Source organism: Janthinobacterium sp. LM6, from assembly GCF_002002885.1.
In the GTDB taxonomy this organism is placed as follows: Bacteria; Pseudomonadota; Gammaproteobacteria; order Burkholderiales; family Burkholderiaceae_D; genus Janthinobacterium; species Janthinobacterium kumbetense.
On record NZ_CP019510.1, the window covers coordinates 2481634 to 2497534 of the forward strand.

Consider the following 15901-nt stretch of genomic DNA (forward strand, 5'->3'; position numbering starts at 1 on the left):
ACCATCACCCGAGAAGGACCGCCGCCCCATGAGCATCAACCTGAAAACCCTGATCAGCAAGTTGAACGACACCTGCCGCACTGCCGCCACGCGCGCGGCCAGTCTGTGCGTCGGCCTGGGGCAGTATGAAGTCGACCTGGAGCATGTCTTCCTCGCGCTGCTGGAGCAGCCGCGCAGCGATTTCGTGCTGATTGCCCGCAGGAGCGGCGTCAGTGTGAGCATGCTGGAAGCGGATTTGCGCGCCGAAGTGGCGCGCCTGCAGACGGGCAATGCGCGTACGCCCGTGTTTTCCGTGCGCCTGCCGAAACTGTTCGAGCATGCCTGGCTGATCGCTTCGCTCGATTTGCGGGCCGGGCGGCAGGTGAGCATCCGCAGCGGTCACCTGTTGCAGGCGCTGCTGACCGAACCGGAACTGGCGCAGCTGGCCTACCGGGGCTCGGCGCTGTTCCACGAATTCAAGCTCGACGAGATCAAGCACGGACTCGACAAGCTGACCGATGGGTCGCAGGAAGCCGGCGAGGCGGCCGCAGGGCAGGAGGAGGCGGGCGACGCCGGCGGCGATCCCGTGGGGGAATTGGCCGGCGCGGCGGCGGCGTCGAAAACGCCGGCACTGGACCAGTTCACCGTCAACCTGACGGCGCGCGCGCGCGCCGGCAAGGTCGATCCCGTGATCGGGCGCGACATGGAAATCCGCCAGACGATCGATATCCTGATGCGGCGGCGCCAGAACAATCCCATCCTGACGGGCGAGGCCGGGGTCGGCAAGACGGCCGTGGTGGAGGGCCTGGCGCTGCGCATCGTGCAGGGCGACGTGCCCGACATCCTGCAGGGCGTGGAAATCCACACGCTGGACATGGGCCTGCTGCAGGCCGGCGCCAGCGTCAAGGGCGAGTTCGAGAACCGCCTGAAAAACGTCATCGCCGAAGTGGGCAAGAGCGCGCACGCCATCATCCTCTTCATCGACGAGGCGCACACGATGATCGGCGCCGGCGGCAGCGCCGGCCAGAACGATGCGGCCAACCTGCTGAAGCCGGCACTGGCGCGCGGCGAGCTGCGCACCATCGCGGCCACCACCTGGGGCGAATACAAAAAATATTTTGAAAAGGATGCCGCGCTGGCGCGCCGCTTCCAGGTCGTCAAGATCGAGGAACCGAGCGAAGAGCTGGCGTGCGCCATGTTGCGCGGCATGGCGCCGCTGATGGAACAGCATTTCAAGGTGCGCATCTTCGACGAGGCGATCACCGAAGCCGTGCGCCTGTCGCACCGCTACATCGCCGGGCGCCAGCTGCCGGACAAGGCCATCAGCGTGCTCGATACGGCCTGCGCCAGGGTGGCGCTGGGGCAGAGCGCCACGCCGGCCCTGCTCGACAGCGTTGCGCGCCGGCGCGAACGCATCGATGCGGAAGCCTCGGCCCTGGCGCGCGAGGAGAGCGGCGGCGCGCGCCATGGCGCGCGGCTGCAGCAGCTCGACGCTGAACGCGGCGCCGCCACGCAGGAACACGCGCAGCTGGCCGCGCGCTGGGATAGCGAAAAGGCGCTGTCGGAACAGATCCAGGCGATTCGCCGGCAGCTCGAGGAGGGCAAGCCGGCCGACGCGGGCCAGGGGCGCGAGCTGCTGGCGCTGCAGGCCGAACTGGCGTCGCTGCAGGGCGAGACGCCGCTGGTGCCGGTGCAGGTCGACGGCCACGTGGTGGCGGAAATCGTCGCCGGCTGGACCGGTATCCCGCTGGGCAAGATGGTCAAGGATGAACTCAAGACGGTGCTGCGGCTGAAGGATTTGCTGCAGGAGCGCGTGCTGGGCCAGCCCCACGCGATCGAGGCGGTGGCGCAGCGCGTGCGCACGGCGCGCGCCAACCTGGACGACCCGGACAAGCCGAAGGGCGTGTTCCTGTTCGTCGGCCCGTCCGGCATCGGCAAGACGGAAACGGCGCTGGCGCTGGCCGACGTGTTGTACGGCGGCGAACGCAAGCTCATTTCCATCAACATGAGCGAATACCAGGAAGCACACAGCGTGTCGGGTCTGAAGGGTTCGCCGCCCGGCTATGTCGGCTATGGCGAGGGCGGCGTGCTGACCGAGGCGGTGCGCCGCAATCCGTACAGCGTGCTGCTGCTCGACGAGGTGGAAAAGGCGCATCCCGATGTCATGGAGCTGTTCTTCCAGGTCTTCGACAAGGGTGTGATGGACGATGCCGAGGGACGCGAGATCGATTTCAAGAATACGATCATCATCCTGACCTCGAACGTGGCGTCGGCCACCATGATGCAGGCGTGCCTGAACCTGCCGCAAGAGCAGCTGCCGACGCCGGAGCAGCTGGAGCTGGCCATCCGCCCGCAGCTGCTGAAGGTCTTCAAGCCCGCGTTCCTGGGGCGCCTGAAAGTGATTCCCTACTATCCGCTCGGCGACGATGTGCTGGCCAGTATCATCGGCCTGAAGCTGGGCCGGATCGCCGCGCGTATCGCCGCCAATCACCAGGCCGAGTTCCTCTACGACGAGGCGCTGGTCGAGGCGGTGCTGGCGCGCTGCACCGAAGTCGATTCGGGCGCGCGCAATGTCGATCAGATCCTCAATGGCAGCCTGCTGCCGGAAATCGCCGAAGCCGTGCTGGCGCGCATGGCGGAAGGGCAGGGCATCAGCCGCATCAAGGCCAGCGCCGGCAAGCAGGGGCAGTTCCGGTATACGATCAAATAGGCGTCTAGCCGGCTCAGTGGCCGCTGCCGGGCGCGATGCCCAGCAGCTCCTCGATGTGGGCCAGGGAGGCGCCGTCCTTGACCACGCCGCGCAGCCATTCGTGCAAATTCTGTTCGCCGGCGTTGGCGGCCTTGTCGGCGAAGTAGGAGACGGGGCTGTGCGGTTCCGTCTGGCGGAAGTACTGCGCCACCTGGCGCAGCTGCGCCAGCGCCTGGGCGCGGCTTTGCAGCTCGCCGGGCGCCGCCGGCGGCAGCGCCGGCACGGCGGCCACCGCCGTCTGGCCGCCAGCCGGTATCGGCGCGGCGGCGCCGCTGGAGGCAGGAAGGGCCGTGGCGGCGGCAGGCAGGGCGAGCTGCATCGCCTGCAGCGCCTCGCGCGCCATGGAAAAGCCCGGGCTATCCCGGCCCAGGCGGGTATCGGCCGCCTGTTCCAGCTCGGCCAGCGCATCCAGGCAGAACTGGGCGTCGGCCGCAAAGGCGGCGCGGAATTGCGCCGACGTGCCGCGCCGCGCCGCCTCCATGTCCACCAGCCTGGTGCCGTTGACGCCGTCCTGGTTGCTGGCGGCCCGCTTGCGCGCCGTCTCGAAGTCGACTGTCGACCAGCCGCCCGACTGCTTGTCTGTCAGCGCCATGGCGCGCACGAGGGACGGCGTGCGCGCCAGGATCCAGCTCAGGTTGCCGATGCGCTGCTCGTGGTCGTCGCCATCGGGCTGCGGGTACAGGCCCAGGTCCCAGTACTGGCGCAGCAGGCCGGCCAGCAGGCGATAGCCTTCTCCCAGGCCGCGCAAATGGTCTTGCCTGGCGCAAGCTTCGGCCAGCCAGGCGGCGAGCCGCAAGTCCTTGCTCTTCTCGCCCAGCAGGGTGGCGCAGCGCTGCAGTACGAAGGCCCAGTCGGCTTCCTTCAGGTCGGTGACCCACTCGCCCTGGTCGAGCGTGGGGTCGTCGAACTTGCGCGCCTGGCCGATGGTGTCGAAGTCGGTGGAGAAGGACAGGTCGACGCCGCATGGCTGTTCGGCGCTGATGGGAAGCAGGAGCTGGTCGGCTGAAATCATGTGTGTTCTCGGCAGTGGGGCGGATAGCTTGCGGGAGGCGTGGCGGTCTTACTGGACCATGCGAAATTCGATGCGGCGGTTGCGCGCGCGGCCATCGGCGCTGTCATTGCTGGCGATGGGACGGTCCGGACCCTGCCCGGAAGCGCTGAGCAGGTCACCGTCGATGCCCTTGCCGGCCAGGTAGGTCTTGACCGCCTCGGCGCGTGCCTGGCTCAGGTTCTGGTTGCTGGCGCGCAGTCCCAGGTTGTCGGTGTGGCCGATGATGTCCACCTTGCGGCCCGCCAGCTTGTGCAGCGCCGCGCTCATTTCGTCGAGGATGGCGCGGCCAGACGGCGTCAGCGTGGTCTTGCCGCTCTCGAATTCGATGGTGCGGTTGGCCAGCGTGCCGTCGAGGATGTTCTGGTCGGAGGCGGACACGCGCAAGCCGTTGTTGACGGTGTACGTGGGATTGAGGCTGGTGGCGAAGTCGCTGGCGATCTTTTGCCGCTGCGCTTCGTTGGCCACTTCGCCGCGCACGCTGACCACGCTGCCTTCGATCTTCAGCTGGCCGCGGCGGATCTGCTTGAGGTCCGCCGTCAGCAGCTTTTGCACATAGGCGTTCCAGTTGGCCGGCTGCGCCACTTGGCCGACGGCGATCTGGTCGACCACCTTGTCGGCGCCATACAGTTCGCGCAGGCGCACCAGCACCGCGGCCTTGGCCGCTTCGTCCGGCACCGTGCCGCTGGCCAGGACCTGGCCCGGTTGCGGCGTGGCGGCGGCGGGCGCCGAGACAGCGGCCGCCGGCGCGGCGGCGCTTTGCGCGCTGGCGCCGGCCGGGGCGAATACCAGGCTGAGAAGGATGGCAAGGCGGATGTGGCGCATGATCAGGTCCCGATGAAGGCGGCACGAAACGTGTCGTGCGCCGATTTGAGCGACAGGTTGGCCTGCGCGAGGTAGCTCGAGGCTTTCTTGATGGCGTAGTCGCTGTTGGCGTGCTCCTCGACCCAGGCCAGGTCGTCGAAGGCGATGTGGTGTTCCAGCGCCGCCTGCGGTTCCATGATGGCGTGCAGGGTCTGCGCCGAGGCGCCGCAAAAGCCCAGCACCAGCGCATGGCGGCCGCGGATGCGGGTGATGAACAGCGCCAGTTCGAAGTCGGCGCGCGCCAGGAACGGGGCGATCAGGTGCATCCAGAAGGCCGCCACCAGGTTGCGGTACAGCGGGTCGGCCGGCAGCGGCAGTTCCAGGCTTTTTTCCAGCCGGCTGGAGCTGCTGGCCATGACGGGCTGCAGCAGCATGCCCAGGGCCAGCAGCACCTGGCGCACGGAACCGCCAAAACCCGTGGGCGCCAGCAGGGCGTCGAGCGCGCCCACAGTCTGCAAGCCGAGGAAATCGTCGAAGGCCGCATCGTAGGCGCTGCCGCGCAAGTCCAGTTCGATGCTGGCGCCCGCGGCGGCGGCCGGCAGCGCGGCGCCGGCCGCCGCGCCGCACATCTCGGCGCTCAGGGCATCGAGGCGGTTCCACAGGCGCGACAGAACCAGCGGACTGGTCGGCACGAAGCCGGCCGGCTGCGCCACTTCCATGGCGCCCATCATCAGGAAGGGAAAGCGGCGCGACGAGGCATCGCTGCTGGCGGCGATATGCCCGGCGATGGCGCGGCCGCGGCGCGGGCCGATAAAGGCGAAATGCAGCGGCGGCAGCGCGTCGTAGGTCAGCTTCCAGCGCGCATCGGCCGTCATCAGCTCCATCGCGTTGGCCAGCCACTCATCGAGCATCTTCAGCAGGGCCGGGTTGTCGCCATGCTTGATGAAGTCGCCGCGGCTGGGGATCTTGCCGAAATAGCCGATCTGGGTAACGGTAGGGCGGCTCATGGCGTGTTCCCGGCGATGGCGGTGGCCGTTTCCGGCGCGCCGATGACGACCGATTCCGGCAGTTTCAGGCCGCGGAAACCCTGGTTGCCGGCGGAGGCGGCGGCCGGCGCGGTCGCGGCCACGATCTTCAGGTTGGCCATCACGGTGACGCCGCCGTTCTCCCAGCTCAGTTCGAATACGCCGCCCTCCTTGCGCGTGCGCCTGGCCGAGTCGATCATCTTCTTCAGGCCGAAATGCCCCGGTTCGTTCAGCAGTACCACGGTGCGCCCTTCCGGCGTGATGGCGCTGATGCGCGAGCCGGGCACGCCCTGCGGGTTGGGCCAGACCATGTGCACCCAGGGCTGCGGCTGGCCGCGCCAGCGCAGCGCCTGGCCATCGATCTCGATCGTATATTCGGCGGCGCCGGGCGCGCTCAGCGCCTGCAGGTCGAAGCGCGTCTGCGCTTCGGCGGCGCCGGCCGCCGTGGCCACGCCGTTGGCGCTGAGCGGGGCGACCCAGCCGGGCAGGCTGGCCACCACCGGCGGCGCCAGGGTGATACCCATCGCGGCCCAGGTCCTGGCGCTGATGGCGTCGCCGCGCCGCACGACCAGCGGGCCGATGGTGGTGTTGAAGAACTTGGCGATGGCGCCTTCCGGGCCGAATACCTGGCCGATGTCGGCATTGCTCGCCTCGATGCGCGAGTCGGGCGCGAACGGATATTTCGGCGCCAGGGTTTTCTGGAACGGTTCGAGCACCTGCGCCAGCCATACCTTGTTGATCTCCGTCTCGGTGGGCTTGACGATGACGGCGAAGGTCTGCATCAGCGGGCGCACCAGCAGCGGGCGGATGGCCTGCTTTTGCGGGTCGCTCATGCCGGTCAGCATCTGCTCGTCCACGTACTTCAGCGCGTCGGCCAGCTCCGAGCCGCTGCCATCGAGCGTCTGCTGCATCAACTGCTTGGCGCCGGGGCCTGTGTCGCCCTGGTTCTTGATCTGGTTGAAGCGCACGCGCAGCTTCGACAGGGCCGCCAGGTAGCCGCGCATGGGCGAGGCTTCCTTGTCGCGCGCCACCACCAGGCGCGCCACGCCGGAAAATTCGCGGCCGACGGGCCCCATCGGCATGGCGCTGCCGGGCTGGCCCGCCGCCGCGGCGGCAGGCTTCTGGCGCAGCACCGTTTCGCGGAACCAGTCCATCGCCCCGCGCTGGGCGCGCTGCAAGCCCTGGCCCAGCAGCGAAGGGTTGTCCCACGAGGTTTCCTGGTACACGGTCTCGATCAGTTTGTTGAGCGGCGAGGCTTGCGGATCGCCGAGGCGGTTCATCGCCTGCGCCGCGTTGTCGAAACCGTTCAATTCGCGGATGCTGACGCCCTGGATGAATTTCTGCCACTCCCTCGCGTAATCGGTCTTGTACAGTTCCACCAGCGCCTTCTGGATCTGTTCCGGGCTGCCTTCCAGGGTCAGGTCATCCTTCGACGCCGTCTTGAGTACCCAGTCGGCGCTTTGCAATTCGCGGTTGGCCGCTTCCTGGAACGCCTGCTGGATGTATTTTTCCCACGCGTCGCGCGTGAAGGTGCCGGGGATGGCGTAGCTGCCCAGCACCAGTTCCTTGTCCTGCTCGCCAACGATGCGCGCCACCGTCATCGACGGGAAGCGCGTGGCGGCGCGCGCCTTCACGTCCGCATACACGCGGTCGCGCGCCGGCATGCCGCGCACCACGCGGCGCAGGCTGTCGCGCGACTGGTCGGCCAGGGCCAGCTTGTTCTCGATCTGCGGCCAGGACGGGTCGTCGATCTGCGTCAGGTAGAACGAGATCAGACGCTCGGCGCTGCGGATCATTTGTTCGCGCGGCATGTTGCCCCGGTTGGCGTCGAGCCAGCCGCGCCAGTAGCGGGTCAGCTGGTCGTTCAGGTGGCCGGCTTCGGCGCGCGACTTGTCGCCCAGCATCAAGTAGGTTTTCAGGGCGTTGTAGGCATCCTCCACATTCGTCGGCGCGGCATCCTTGAAGGGCTGGCCTGTCGTACCGACCGCCGTACCGGCTGCCGTGCCGACTGTGGCAGCGGCCGTCGTGCCGGCAGGTGCCGGCGTCAGCGGCTGCAGGCGGTCGGCGCCCGCGTTCACTTCCGCGAGGAACGACTCCAGCGACTGCGCCACCGGCGCGAGCATGACTTCCTTGAGGCCGGAAAAATACTCTTCGCGCAGTTTGCGCTCCAGCAAGTCCCCCTGGTACAGGCCCAGGCTGAGCGCCAGCGGCCGCTTGCTGCGGTACGCTTCCAGCTGCTCGATGCGGTCTTGCATGATTTCCAGGGCCTGAAAGCGCGACTGCAGATCCAGGCGCTGGTCCTGCACCTTGATGGCTTGCTCCAGGTCGGCCTGGACGTTGGCCGCCAGCTGGCGGTTGGCTAGGTAGGACCAGCTCCAGCCGCCCAGCGCCAGGCCGGCCAGCGCGATGGCGGTGAAAAACGTGGCATAGCGCAAGCGCGTCTTGCGCGGGCTGGCGTATTGCGCCACCAGTTCCCTGTCGGCGAAGATTACCTTGCGAAACAGGTTCAGCAGGAAGTAGCCGTGCTGGTCCTGGGCCTGGACCGCCTTGTGTTCCTGCTGCTGCGGCTTGAGGTCGAAGCGCTGCGCCACCCGTTCCGACGAGGCGGAGACGGAAGCGCCTTCCTGCAGCGCGCTGGTGAAATAGAAACCGCGGAAGACGGGCTTGAACTGGAAGGGATTTTCCTCGAACAGGGTGGCGATGAAGGCGCGCAGCGGTCCCTTCACGGAACTGAATTCCAGCGGGAAGGTGAACACGCCGGGCGGCATGCGCTCGCGTCCTAGCAGCGACATATTGGCCAGGCTGAGGTCCTTCAAGCCATCATACAGCTCATCGAAGCGCTGGTCGAACTGCTCCAGCACATCCTGTTTCGAGCTGTTGACGCTGTAGGGCAGGGTGGCGCCCCAGACCTTGTCGCGTTCGGCGCGCTCGGCATCCTGGAAAAATTCGCTGAAGCCGGTGATCAGGTCGGCCTTGGTGAAGACGACGTACACGGGCGCATGGACTTCCAGCTTCTCCGTCAGTTCCTGCACGCGCTGGCGCAGGTTCTTGGCCAGGTCGATGGCGAATTCGGGCTTGCTGCCGGTCAGCTCGGCAATGCTGACGGCGATGATGATGCCGTTGATCGGCGCGCGCTTGCGGTGCTTTTTCAGCAGGCCGAGAAAGCCGAACCATTCGGCGCGGTCTTCGTCGTTGACGGCGTAGCGCCCGGCCGTGTCGAGCAGGATGCCGTCCGTGGTGAAAAACCAGTCGCAGTTGCGGGTGCCGCCCATGCCTTGCACGATCTTGCTGTCGACAAAAGGAAACTGCAGGCCGGAATTGGCGATCGCCGTGCTCTTGCCGGCGGCGGGATTGCCGATGATCATGTACCACGGCAATTCATACAGCGCGGCATCGCCCGACAGCTGGCCGAGCCGCGATGTCTTGATGGTATTGATCGCTTCCAGCATGCGCTTGCGGATGGCTTCGGTTTCCTCGCGCTGCACCGGACCGGCCTTGGGCGCGGCGCCGGCCGCCTGCTGCTCCAGCATGCTGTTGAAGCTGGCGCCTTCGCGCCGGCGTCGGCGACGGCGCAGCCACCACACGATGGCGCCCAGCAGTGCCGCCGCGGCCAGCAAGGGCAGCAACTGGATGGCCGGCCAGTCGAAAATGAGGGCGCAGGCGAACAGCAGCAGGATGGCGGCCGCGATGCCGAGGATGAGCAGGCTGGTGCGTGAAGTCAGGGAGTGCCAGAATCGTTGCATCATAGTTTTATAGTGTGCAAACCGTTAAGGTGCGTGAATGGGACGTCGCTGTATCAGGTGGTGCTGTGACTGTTTTTCGCGGGCGGACCAATGACGAGGGCGCCGCGCTGCAGTGGATCGAGGTTGCTGAGACATAAAACGTGCGCGCCGTCGTCGGCCGCCGCCTGCCGCGCCATGGCCAGTGCGGCCAGCGTCGTGACGGCGCCGCACTGGCCGCATGCGGTGCCGACGCCCAGCACCTGCTCGCCCAGGTCCAGCTGGGGCAAGATGGCACCGGTGCACTGCATCAGTTCGAGCATGCGGTTGGCGCGCTGGTCGGTATCGGCGCTGACCAGCGCGATGCCGGCCGCCGCATCCTCGCCGGCTGCCGCCAGCGCCTGCCTGCCCAGGTCCGCCAGCATGCTCTTGTCGGCTGATCCCCGCTGGCTGGCTCCTTGCGGCAGTTCGCCCGTGGCGGCGCGGTGCAGCACGACTGGCGCCGGCTCGTCCGGTGGCGCCGTCGCGCCAGGGATGGCCAGCAGCAGGCCGGCCGCGCCTTCGCCGGGAATCTGTCCGTTCGCCTGGGTGGCGCTGAACAGCTGGCCCTGGCTCGCCAGGACATGCACGCGCAGCTCGCCCAGGTGCGAATCGCAGGCCAGCACGATGGACAGGCCGGGCGGCTGCGGCGGCGCCGCGTGCCCGGCAAGCTGGTTCAACAGGGCAAACGGCGCCGGTGGCCGGGTGGCCGGTTCGGCGGACGGCAGCAAATTCTTCGCTGGCCAGCCCTGCTCGCGCGCCAGGTGGCGCAGCCAGGCGTCGCCGGCCTGGCGCTGGGCGGTGCTCCACGAGGCCGGCATCAGCAGGTGCAGCCGCAGCATGGGCGGCGCGCTGGCCGGCGAGGCCGGTGCGCCTGCGGACAGCGCATGCTGCAGGGCTTCGTCCACTAGTTCGGCCAGCACCTCGGCGCCCAGGGCCAGCGCGCGCACGTCTTCCGGATTGAAGGGAAACGGTTCGCTGGCCAGGCCGGCCTGCGGGTGCTCGCGCAGCCAGGCGGCCAGCACTTGCTGCTGCTCTTCTTCGTCGATGCCGTCCACCCTGCCGCACAGCAGGGGATAGCCGTCTTCATCGAGCAACTGGCCGTCGAGCGCGGGGCGGGCCTGGCGGGAGCGCATGGCGGCCAGCAATTCTGACGGCGTGGCGCCGCCCGGCATGCGCAGGCTGGCCGCCACGATATGCAGCGGCAACGGTGCCGTGGGAGGTGTCGCCGCCTCGGCCTGGAGTGGTGCGGCAAGACCCGGCGCCGCCAGGGCTGGCCCGGCCAGCAGCCTGGCCAGCAGTTTTTTACCCAGCCACAGCATCAACAGCAGGGCCAGCGGCAGTGCCAGCATGGCGCCGGCCAGCTCGCCCGGCGTCGGCATGCGCGTGCTGTCGCGCCAATAGGCGATGGCGCCTGTCCAGCTCAGGGCAAAGACGGACACGGTCAGCAGGCAGCGTCGCAACCAGGGGCGCATCAGCGGGCTCCTCCGCGTATGGACAGGGCCGTCATGCCTGGTCGATGGTGGCTTGCTGGCTGGCGATCAGCAGCGCCCCGCAGCTGGTCTTGTCGCCGTGGCGCGCCACGGGCTTGCCATCGACGATGAAGCTGGAGTCGCCGCTGACGATGGGGCAGACGCCATGGCCGGGCAGGGGACAGGCGACCTTGTCGCCGACACGCGCCATGCCGATGCCGCCGCTGTCGCTCACCGCCGATGCTTCCAGCACGGTGCCGCCATGCGATGTCTTGTCGCCCAATCTGATTACCGGACCCGCCATACGCGCTCCCCTCAGTGTTTTTTCATTACGCCGGGCAGGCGCAGTTCGGTATGCCCGAAATCCATCATTTTCCAGCGTCCGCCCCAGGTCATGCCGACCGATTCGGCCACTTCGCCATACAGCTGGTAGCCGCGCATGGCCCACGGGTCCTTCTCGGAAATGACCAGCTTGCCATTGCGCAGGAAGGCGCAGTCGGCCGCCAGACCGTACTGGTGCCAGCTTTGAAAGGCGGCCGCGTTGCTGACGTTGGGACCCATGCCCGCCAACATGTCTTGCCGCTCGGGGCTGCGGTAGCCTTCCAGCAGCGCCATCTCATAGCCATGTTTTTCCTTCATGATCTTGAAGACCAGCAGCAAGCGCTGGGCATATTCCACATTCAGCAAGGTCCAGTTGCGGCTGGCCGATACCAGCAGCGGGCGCTCCTGGCGCACTTCTTCCGTAGCAAACACGAGCGGCGGCAGGTCGACGGGCGGCACCAGCTGTTCGCCCTGCAGCAGGCTGGCGACCTGTGTATTCATTTCCCGCGTCGATACATCGTAGGCGCCCAGCATGGATTTGCTGTCGGCCATCAGGGCCAGCAGGGTCGGCAGGCTGAGCGCAGCCACACCCGCGAGACACAGCAGGTAATGACGGCGCAGCAAGTCGGCAGTGCGGGCCCACAGTGCGCTGCTGCGCTGTCCCAGGCTGGCCATGCCCGTCTGCCGGCGCCTGGCCACGCGCTGCAGGCACGCGGCGAGGCGCTGCTCCGCGCCATCGACGGCGTGCAGCACGAAATCGCGCCCGGCAGGGAACAGGATCAGCCAGCTGATCAGGCATGCCAGGATGAAATACAGCGCTACCGCGAGTAGGAACACGCTAACCTCAATCAAGAAATGTTTGGCTGCGGGGAACGGTGCTGTCCATCGGGAAAAACAGGGCTGCGATGGATATTGCCTGGAAGTATATCTTACAAAACTGATAATTAAGGGCGGCTTTTTTCAATTGTGCGGGGGGTGCGCACTGTTGATTTTATGGCACGCGTCATGATTTTGTTGAATAGCGTAAAGTCTTGCAAATATTACAGGAGCGCACATTTTGCGAACTCATGACGATAGCCCCCGGCTCCCGGCCCGGCCCAGCCTGTTGACGCAGGCGCAGCAGGCGGAGGCCGACCGTAACCGCATCCTGAGCACGCTCGAGGGTGGCAATGCCGGCGCGTCCGCGAAGGCCAGGCGCGGCAGCCTGGCCCTGCGCGGAGGCGTGGGTGCGCTGCTGCTGTTATTGGCAGCGGGCGTCTGGCTGGGCCAGCGCGGAGAACGGGTTGGCGACGACGATGCGCCGGCGCCGCCGGTTTCCCTGCCCGTCGCCACCGCCGCGCCCGCCGCCGTGGAAGCGCCGCCGGCCGTCGCCAGCATCCGTGACGAGGCGCCGCCCGGCGCCGCCGCACCGCAGCAGAGCCTGAGCGAGATGCTCGATGCCGGCGCGGCCGCCACAGCCGCCACAGCCGCTGCCCGGAACGCGAGTGCCGCACACCCCGGCGATGTCCTGAGCAAGGCGCTGGAAACGCCGTCGCCACCGCCCGCCGCCTCGAAACCCGTCTCGAAACAGGTGGCCAAGGCGCCCCGTCCGGCAGCCAAAAAACCGCCGGCGAAAGGGCCTGCGGCCACGCCCGTCCGTCGCGCGGAAGACAGCGATATCGCCCTGCTGTCGGCCCTGCTGGCCCACGCGCAGGCCGCGCCGGCGCCGAAGAAAACCGTTCCCAATCTGCGGACCCAGTTGCAGCAATGCGCGGCGCTCAAGCGCGACGCCGCCGTGGCGTGCCGCGCGCGCGCCTGCCAGGGCCATGCCGAGAATGCGCAATGCAAGGCGGAGAAAGTTGCTGCGAAAGGCGAGAAATGAGTGCCGCCAGCGCCGCTCAGGTCAACGCTTCCCTCGCTGGTTTCAGCAGCGTGACGCGGCTGTATGAGCTGTCGCTGGACGACGGCGACGGCGGGACGGCGCAGTGGCTGGTGGAAGCGTTTGTCGCCGACGAGCAGTTGCAGGCCGTGGGCGTGCGCGACGTCATCGTGCTGTCCACGCAGGCGAATGTGGCGCTGGCGCCCCTGCTGGGCAAGCGGGCCGCGCTGCACGCCAGCCTGGCCGACGGCAGCCGCGCTGTCTTCAGCGGCTATGTCAGCGAAGCGGCGATGCTGGGCAGCGACGGCGGACTGGCCCGTTTTCGGCTGCGCCTGACGCCGTGGCTATGGCTGTTGAGCCAGGTACGCAACAGCCGCGTCTGGCAAGACAAGAGCGTCATCGAAATCGTCGACAGCGTGTTTCAGGCCTACGCGCCGCAAGCCGACTGGCGTTGGAGCGGCGACACGGGGCCGTTCATGGCCGAGGCGCCGCCGCGCAGCTATTGCTGCCAGTACCGCGAGTCGGACCTGGCCTTCGTCACGCGCCTGCTGGGCGAAGAAGGCCTGGCCTGGCGCTTCGAAGAACACGAGGGCGGCCACTGCCTGGTACTGTTCGCCGACAGCAGTGCCTTGAGCGCGGTGCCGGAAGACGCCAGCAGCGCGCAAGGCGGCGGCATCCGTTTTCAGGGCGCGCAGGCCATGGAACAGGCCGATTCCATCCAGGCGCTCAGCCGGGCACGCGCCTTGCGCACGGCGGTGGCAACCGTGCTCAGCTACGATTACAAGGCCAAGAAAGCCGTCAGCGCCAGCGTGCCGACGCGCTTGGCGCCGGGCGGGAAAAACGCGCCCGCGCTGGAAAGCTATGATACGCCGGGCCAGTATTTCTATGCCAGTGCGGCCCAGGCCGAACGCTATGCCTTGCTGCGGATGCAGGCGATCGAAGCGCGCGGCGAGCGCTGGCAGGCGCGTTCGACGGTGCGCACCTTGCGTGCCGGCACGCGGTTTACCCTGACGCAGGGACCGTTGCAGCAGGACGGCGCCGACGCGCCGGCGCTGGTCGTGCTGCGCGTGTACAGCGTGGGCGTGAATAACTTGCCGGCGCCCGCCAGGCAGGGCCTGGCTGAACTGTTCGGTCCCCTACCCGAATTGCTGCAGGAAGGCCTGGCTGGCCAGGCGCTGGTGCCGCGCGATATCGCGTATGTCCAGCAAGTGATCGCCCAGGCGGTCGAGAGCGGCTATGCCAACCATATTGAGGCGATCGCGGCCGATACGCCTTGGCGCCCGGCACCAGAGGGCGGCGACGCGCGCCACCATCCTACACCGACGGCCCGCGGCAGCCAGAGCGCCATCGTCGTCGGCGCCGACGGCGGCGCCAGTGCCAGCGGTGGCAGCGAGATCCAGTGCGACAGGCTGGGCCGGGTGCGCATCCGTTTTCACTGGCAGCAGGAGGGCGGCGCCACCTGCTGGGTACGCGTGGCGCAGCGCTCGGCCGGCGGCGGCATGGGCAGCCAGTTCCTGCCGCGCATCGGCCAGGAAGTGCTGGTGCAATTCCTGGAAAACGATATCGACCGCCCCATCATCGTCGGCGCCCTGTACAACGGGCAGGGCGAGGGCGGCGTCGCGCCCACGCCGGGCGGTCTGGCCGAGCAACCGTCCGATGCCAGCGTCTTCGAGCCGGCGCGCGACCATGCGCCGTCGGCGCAGGGCAACGTGGCCGGCGGCAACAGCCCGCTCTGGCATGGCGCGGCCGGCGGCAGCGCCGGCCACCGCAACGGTGCGGCGCAATGGGGTGTCCGCAGCAAGGAATTCGGCGCCGCCGGCTACAACCAGTTGCTGTTCGACGATACCGACCAGCAGGGGCGCATCCAGCTCAAGAGCAGCCATGCGGCAAGCGAACTCAATCTTGGCCACCTGATCCATGCGGCCGACAATTACCGAGGCAGCCTGCGCGGCACGGGCGCCGAGCTGCGCACCGACGCTTACGGCGCCGTGCGGGCCGGCGCCGGGCTGCTGATTTCCAGCTACCTCGTCAACCACGACGCGCAGGCGCGCGATCCGGCCGGCGACAATGCGCCGGGCATGGTCTTGCTCAAGCAGGCCGCCAAGCTGGGTGCAACCTTCAGCGCCGCCGCCGTCACGCACAAGACGGTCGCGTATGCCAGCCACCTGGGGCCAGCCAAGGCGAATGCCAGCGTGCTCGACGAGAAGGCGGCGCCCTTGCCGGCGTTTCTGACGAGCGTCTCCGGCATGCTGAGCCAGGACGATACGGCCGCCGCCAGGCGCGACGCGGCGGGCAAGCCGACCAGCCCCGGCGACGACAAGTTGCCGCACAGCAGCGACGCCATCATCGCCATCGCCGCCCGCGCCGGCCTGGGCGTGCTGGCGGGCCAGGATATCCAGCTGGCGAATGGCGAAACCACCTCCCTGATGAGCGGCCAGGACACCCAGTTCGTCGGCGGCGGCCAGCTGCGCGTGCACAGCGGGCAAGCCATCGGCGCCCTGGCCGGCGTCGTCAAGGCGGGCGAGAACAATATCGGCCTGCAACTGATCGCCGCCAAGCAAGCCATCGACCTGCAGGCGCAGGCCGACGTGCTCAACGTGCAGGCGCGCGAGGAAGTCAACATCGTCAGCGCCGCCGCGCATATCGACTGGGCGGCGGCGAAAAGCATCCGTTTGTCGACGGCGGGCGGGGCGAATATCACGATCGAGGGCGGCAATATCACCGTGCAGTGTCCGGGCAAAATCACGGTGCATGCCGGCAAGAAGAGTTTTACGGGGCCATCCCGTGCAAGCTACCCACTGCCGGTCATGCCTCGCAGTATTTGCAAGGAATGTCTGTTAAATGCGGCCAGGAGCGGCTCGCCCTTTGCCGCGAAGGGGGAATAAGC

The 15901-nt window shown here is 67.9% G+C and carries 10 protein-coding genes; 3 read left to right on the forward strand and 7 right to left on the reverse strand.

The window, feature by feature from the left end:
- Positions 1-28 precede the first annotated feature (28 nt).
- On the forward strand, positions 29-2689 hold the full coding sequence (gene tssH, locus BZG29_RS11050) for a type VI secretion system ATPase TssH (RefSeq protein ID WP_077402286.1): 2661 nt from the start codon (positions 29-31) through the stop codon (positions 2687-2689).
- Between the two features lie 13 nt (positions 2690-2702).
- On the opposite strand, the gene tssA is transcribed toward tssH, so the two are convergent.
- Genes tssA through BZG29_RS11085 form a run of 7 tightly spaced genes read right to left on the reverse strand, consistent with a single transcriptional unit; the run spans position 2703 to position 11993 of the window.
- Positions 2703-3740: a type VI secretion system protein TssA gene (gene tssA / locus BZG29_RS11055; RefSeq protein ID WP_077402289.1), complete on the reverse strand. Its 1038-nt coding sequence runs from the start codon at positions 3738-3740 to the stop codon at positions 2703-2705.
- A gap of 48 nt (positions 3741-3788) precedes the next feature.
- Entirely contained in the window at positions 3789-4601 is an 813-nt protein-coding gene (locus tag BZG29_RS11060) for an OmpA family protein (RefSeq protein WP_077402292.1), read from the reverse strand.
- 2 nt (positions 4602-4603) lie between these two features.
- A complete protein-coding gene (tagF, locus tag BZG29_RS11065) occupies positions 4604-5587 on the reverse strand; it encodes a type VI secretion system-associated protein TagF (protein WP_077402295.1) in 984 nt (327 codons plus the stop codon).
- A complete protein-coding gene (gene tssM / locus BZG29_RS11070; protein WP_077409061.1) occupies positions 5584-9348 on the reverse strand; it encodes a type VI secretion system membrane subunit TssM in 3765 nt (1254 codons plus the stop codon). Before tssM ends, tagF begins: the two co-directional genes overlap by 4 nt.
- A gap of 53 nt (positions 9349-9401) precedes the next feature.
- On the reverse strand, positions 9402-10838 hold the full coding sequence (locus tag BZG29_RS11075; RefSeq protein WP_077402298.1) for a hypothetical protein: 1437 nt from the start codon (positions 10836-10838) through the stop codon (positions 9402-9404).
- A gap of 31 nt (positions 10839-10869) precedes the next feature.
- Positions 10870-11139, reverse strand: a complete 270-nt coding sequence (locus tag BZG29_RS11080; RefSeq protein WP_077402302.1) for a PAAR domain-containing protein — start codon at positions 11137-11139, stop codon at positions 10870-10872.
- Positions 11140-11150: 11 nt separating this feature from the next.
- Complete coding sequence (locus BZG29_RS11085; RefSeq protein WP_077402306.1) at positions 11151-11993, reverse strand: M15 family metallopeptidase; 843 nt, start codon at positions 11991-11993, stop codon at positions 11151-11153.
- A gap of 220 nt (positions 11994-12213) precedes the next feature.
- On the opposite strand from BZG29_RS11085, the gene BZG29_RS11090 reads away from it, so the two are divergent.
- Together BZG29_RS11090 and BZG29_RS11095 are read left to right on the forward strand one after the other, a co-directional pair.
- Complete coding sequence (locus tag BZG29_RS11090; protein WP_150130865.1) at positions 12214-13017, forward strand: hypothetical protein; 804 nt, start codon at positions 12214-12216, stop codon at positions 13015-13017.
- The gene (locus BZG29_RS11095; protein ID WP_077402312.1) at positions 13014-15899 is read left to right on the forward strand and encodes a type VI secretion system Vgr family protein; all 2886 of its coding nucleotides are present in this window, start codon (positions 13014-13016) and stop codon (positions 15897-15899) included. The genes BZG29_RS11090 and BZG29_RS11095 overlap by 4 nt, the downstream gene beginning before the upstream one ends.
- Positions 15900-15901: the final 2 nt, after the last annotated feature.

Excerpts from the sequence above, each read along its gene's own strand:
- tssH (WP_077402286.1), top strand. The coding sequence starts at position 29 with ATGAGCATCAACCTGAAAACCCTGATCAGCAAGTTGAACGACACCTGC.
- tssA (WP_077402289.1), bottom strand. The coding sequence starts at position 3,740 with ATGATTTCAGCCGACCAGCTCCTGCTTCCCATCAGCGCCGAACAGCCA.
- BZG29_RS11060 (WP_077402292.1), bottom strand. The coding sequence starts at position 4,601 with ATGCGCCACATCCGCCTTGCCATCCTTCTCAGCCTGGTATTCGCCCCG.
- tagF (WP_077402295.1), bottom strand. The coding sequence starts at position 5,587 with ATGAGCCGCCCTACCGTTACCCAGATCGGCTATTTCGGCAAGATCCCC.
- tssM (WP_077409061.1), bottom strand. The coding sequence starts at position 9,348 with ATGCAACGATTCTGGCACTCCCTGACTTCACGCACCAGCCTGCTCATC.
- BZG29_RS11075 (WP_077402298.1), bottom strand. The coding sequence starts at position 10,838 with ATGCGCCCCTGGTTGCGACGCTGCCTGCTGACCGTGTCCGTCTTTGCC.
- BZG29_RS11080 (WP_077402302.1), bottom strand. The coding sequence starts at position 11,139 with ATGGCGGGTCCGGTAATCAGATTGGGCGACAAGACATCGCATGGCGGC.
- BZG29_RS11095 (WP_077402312.1), top strand. The coding sequence starts at position 13,014 with ATGAGTGCCGCCAGCGCCGCTCAGGTCAACGCTTCCCTCGCTGGTTTC.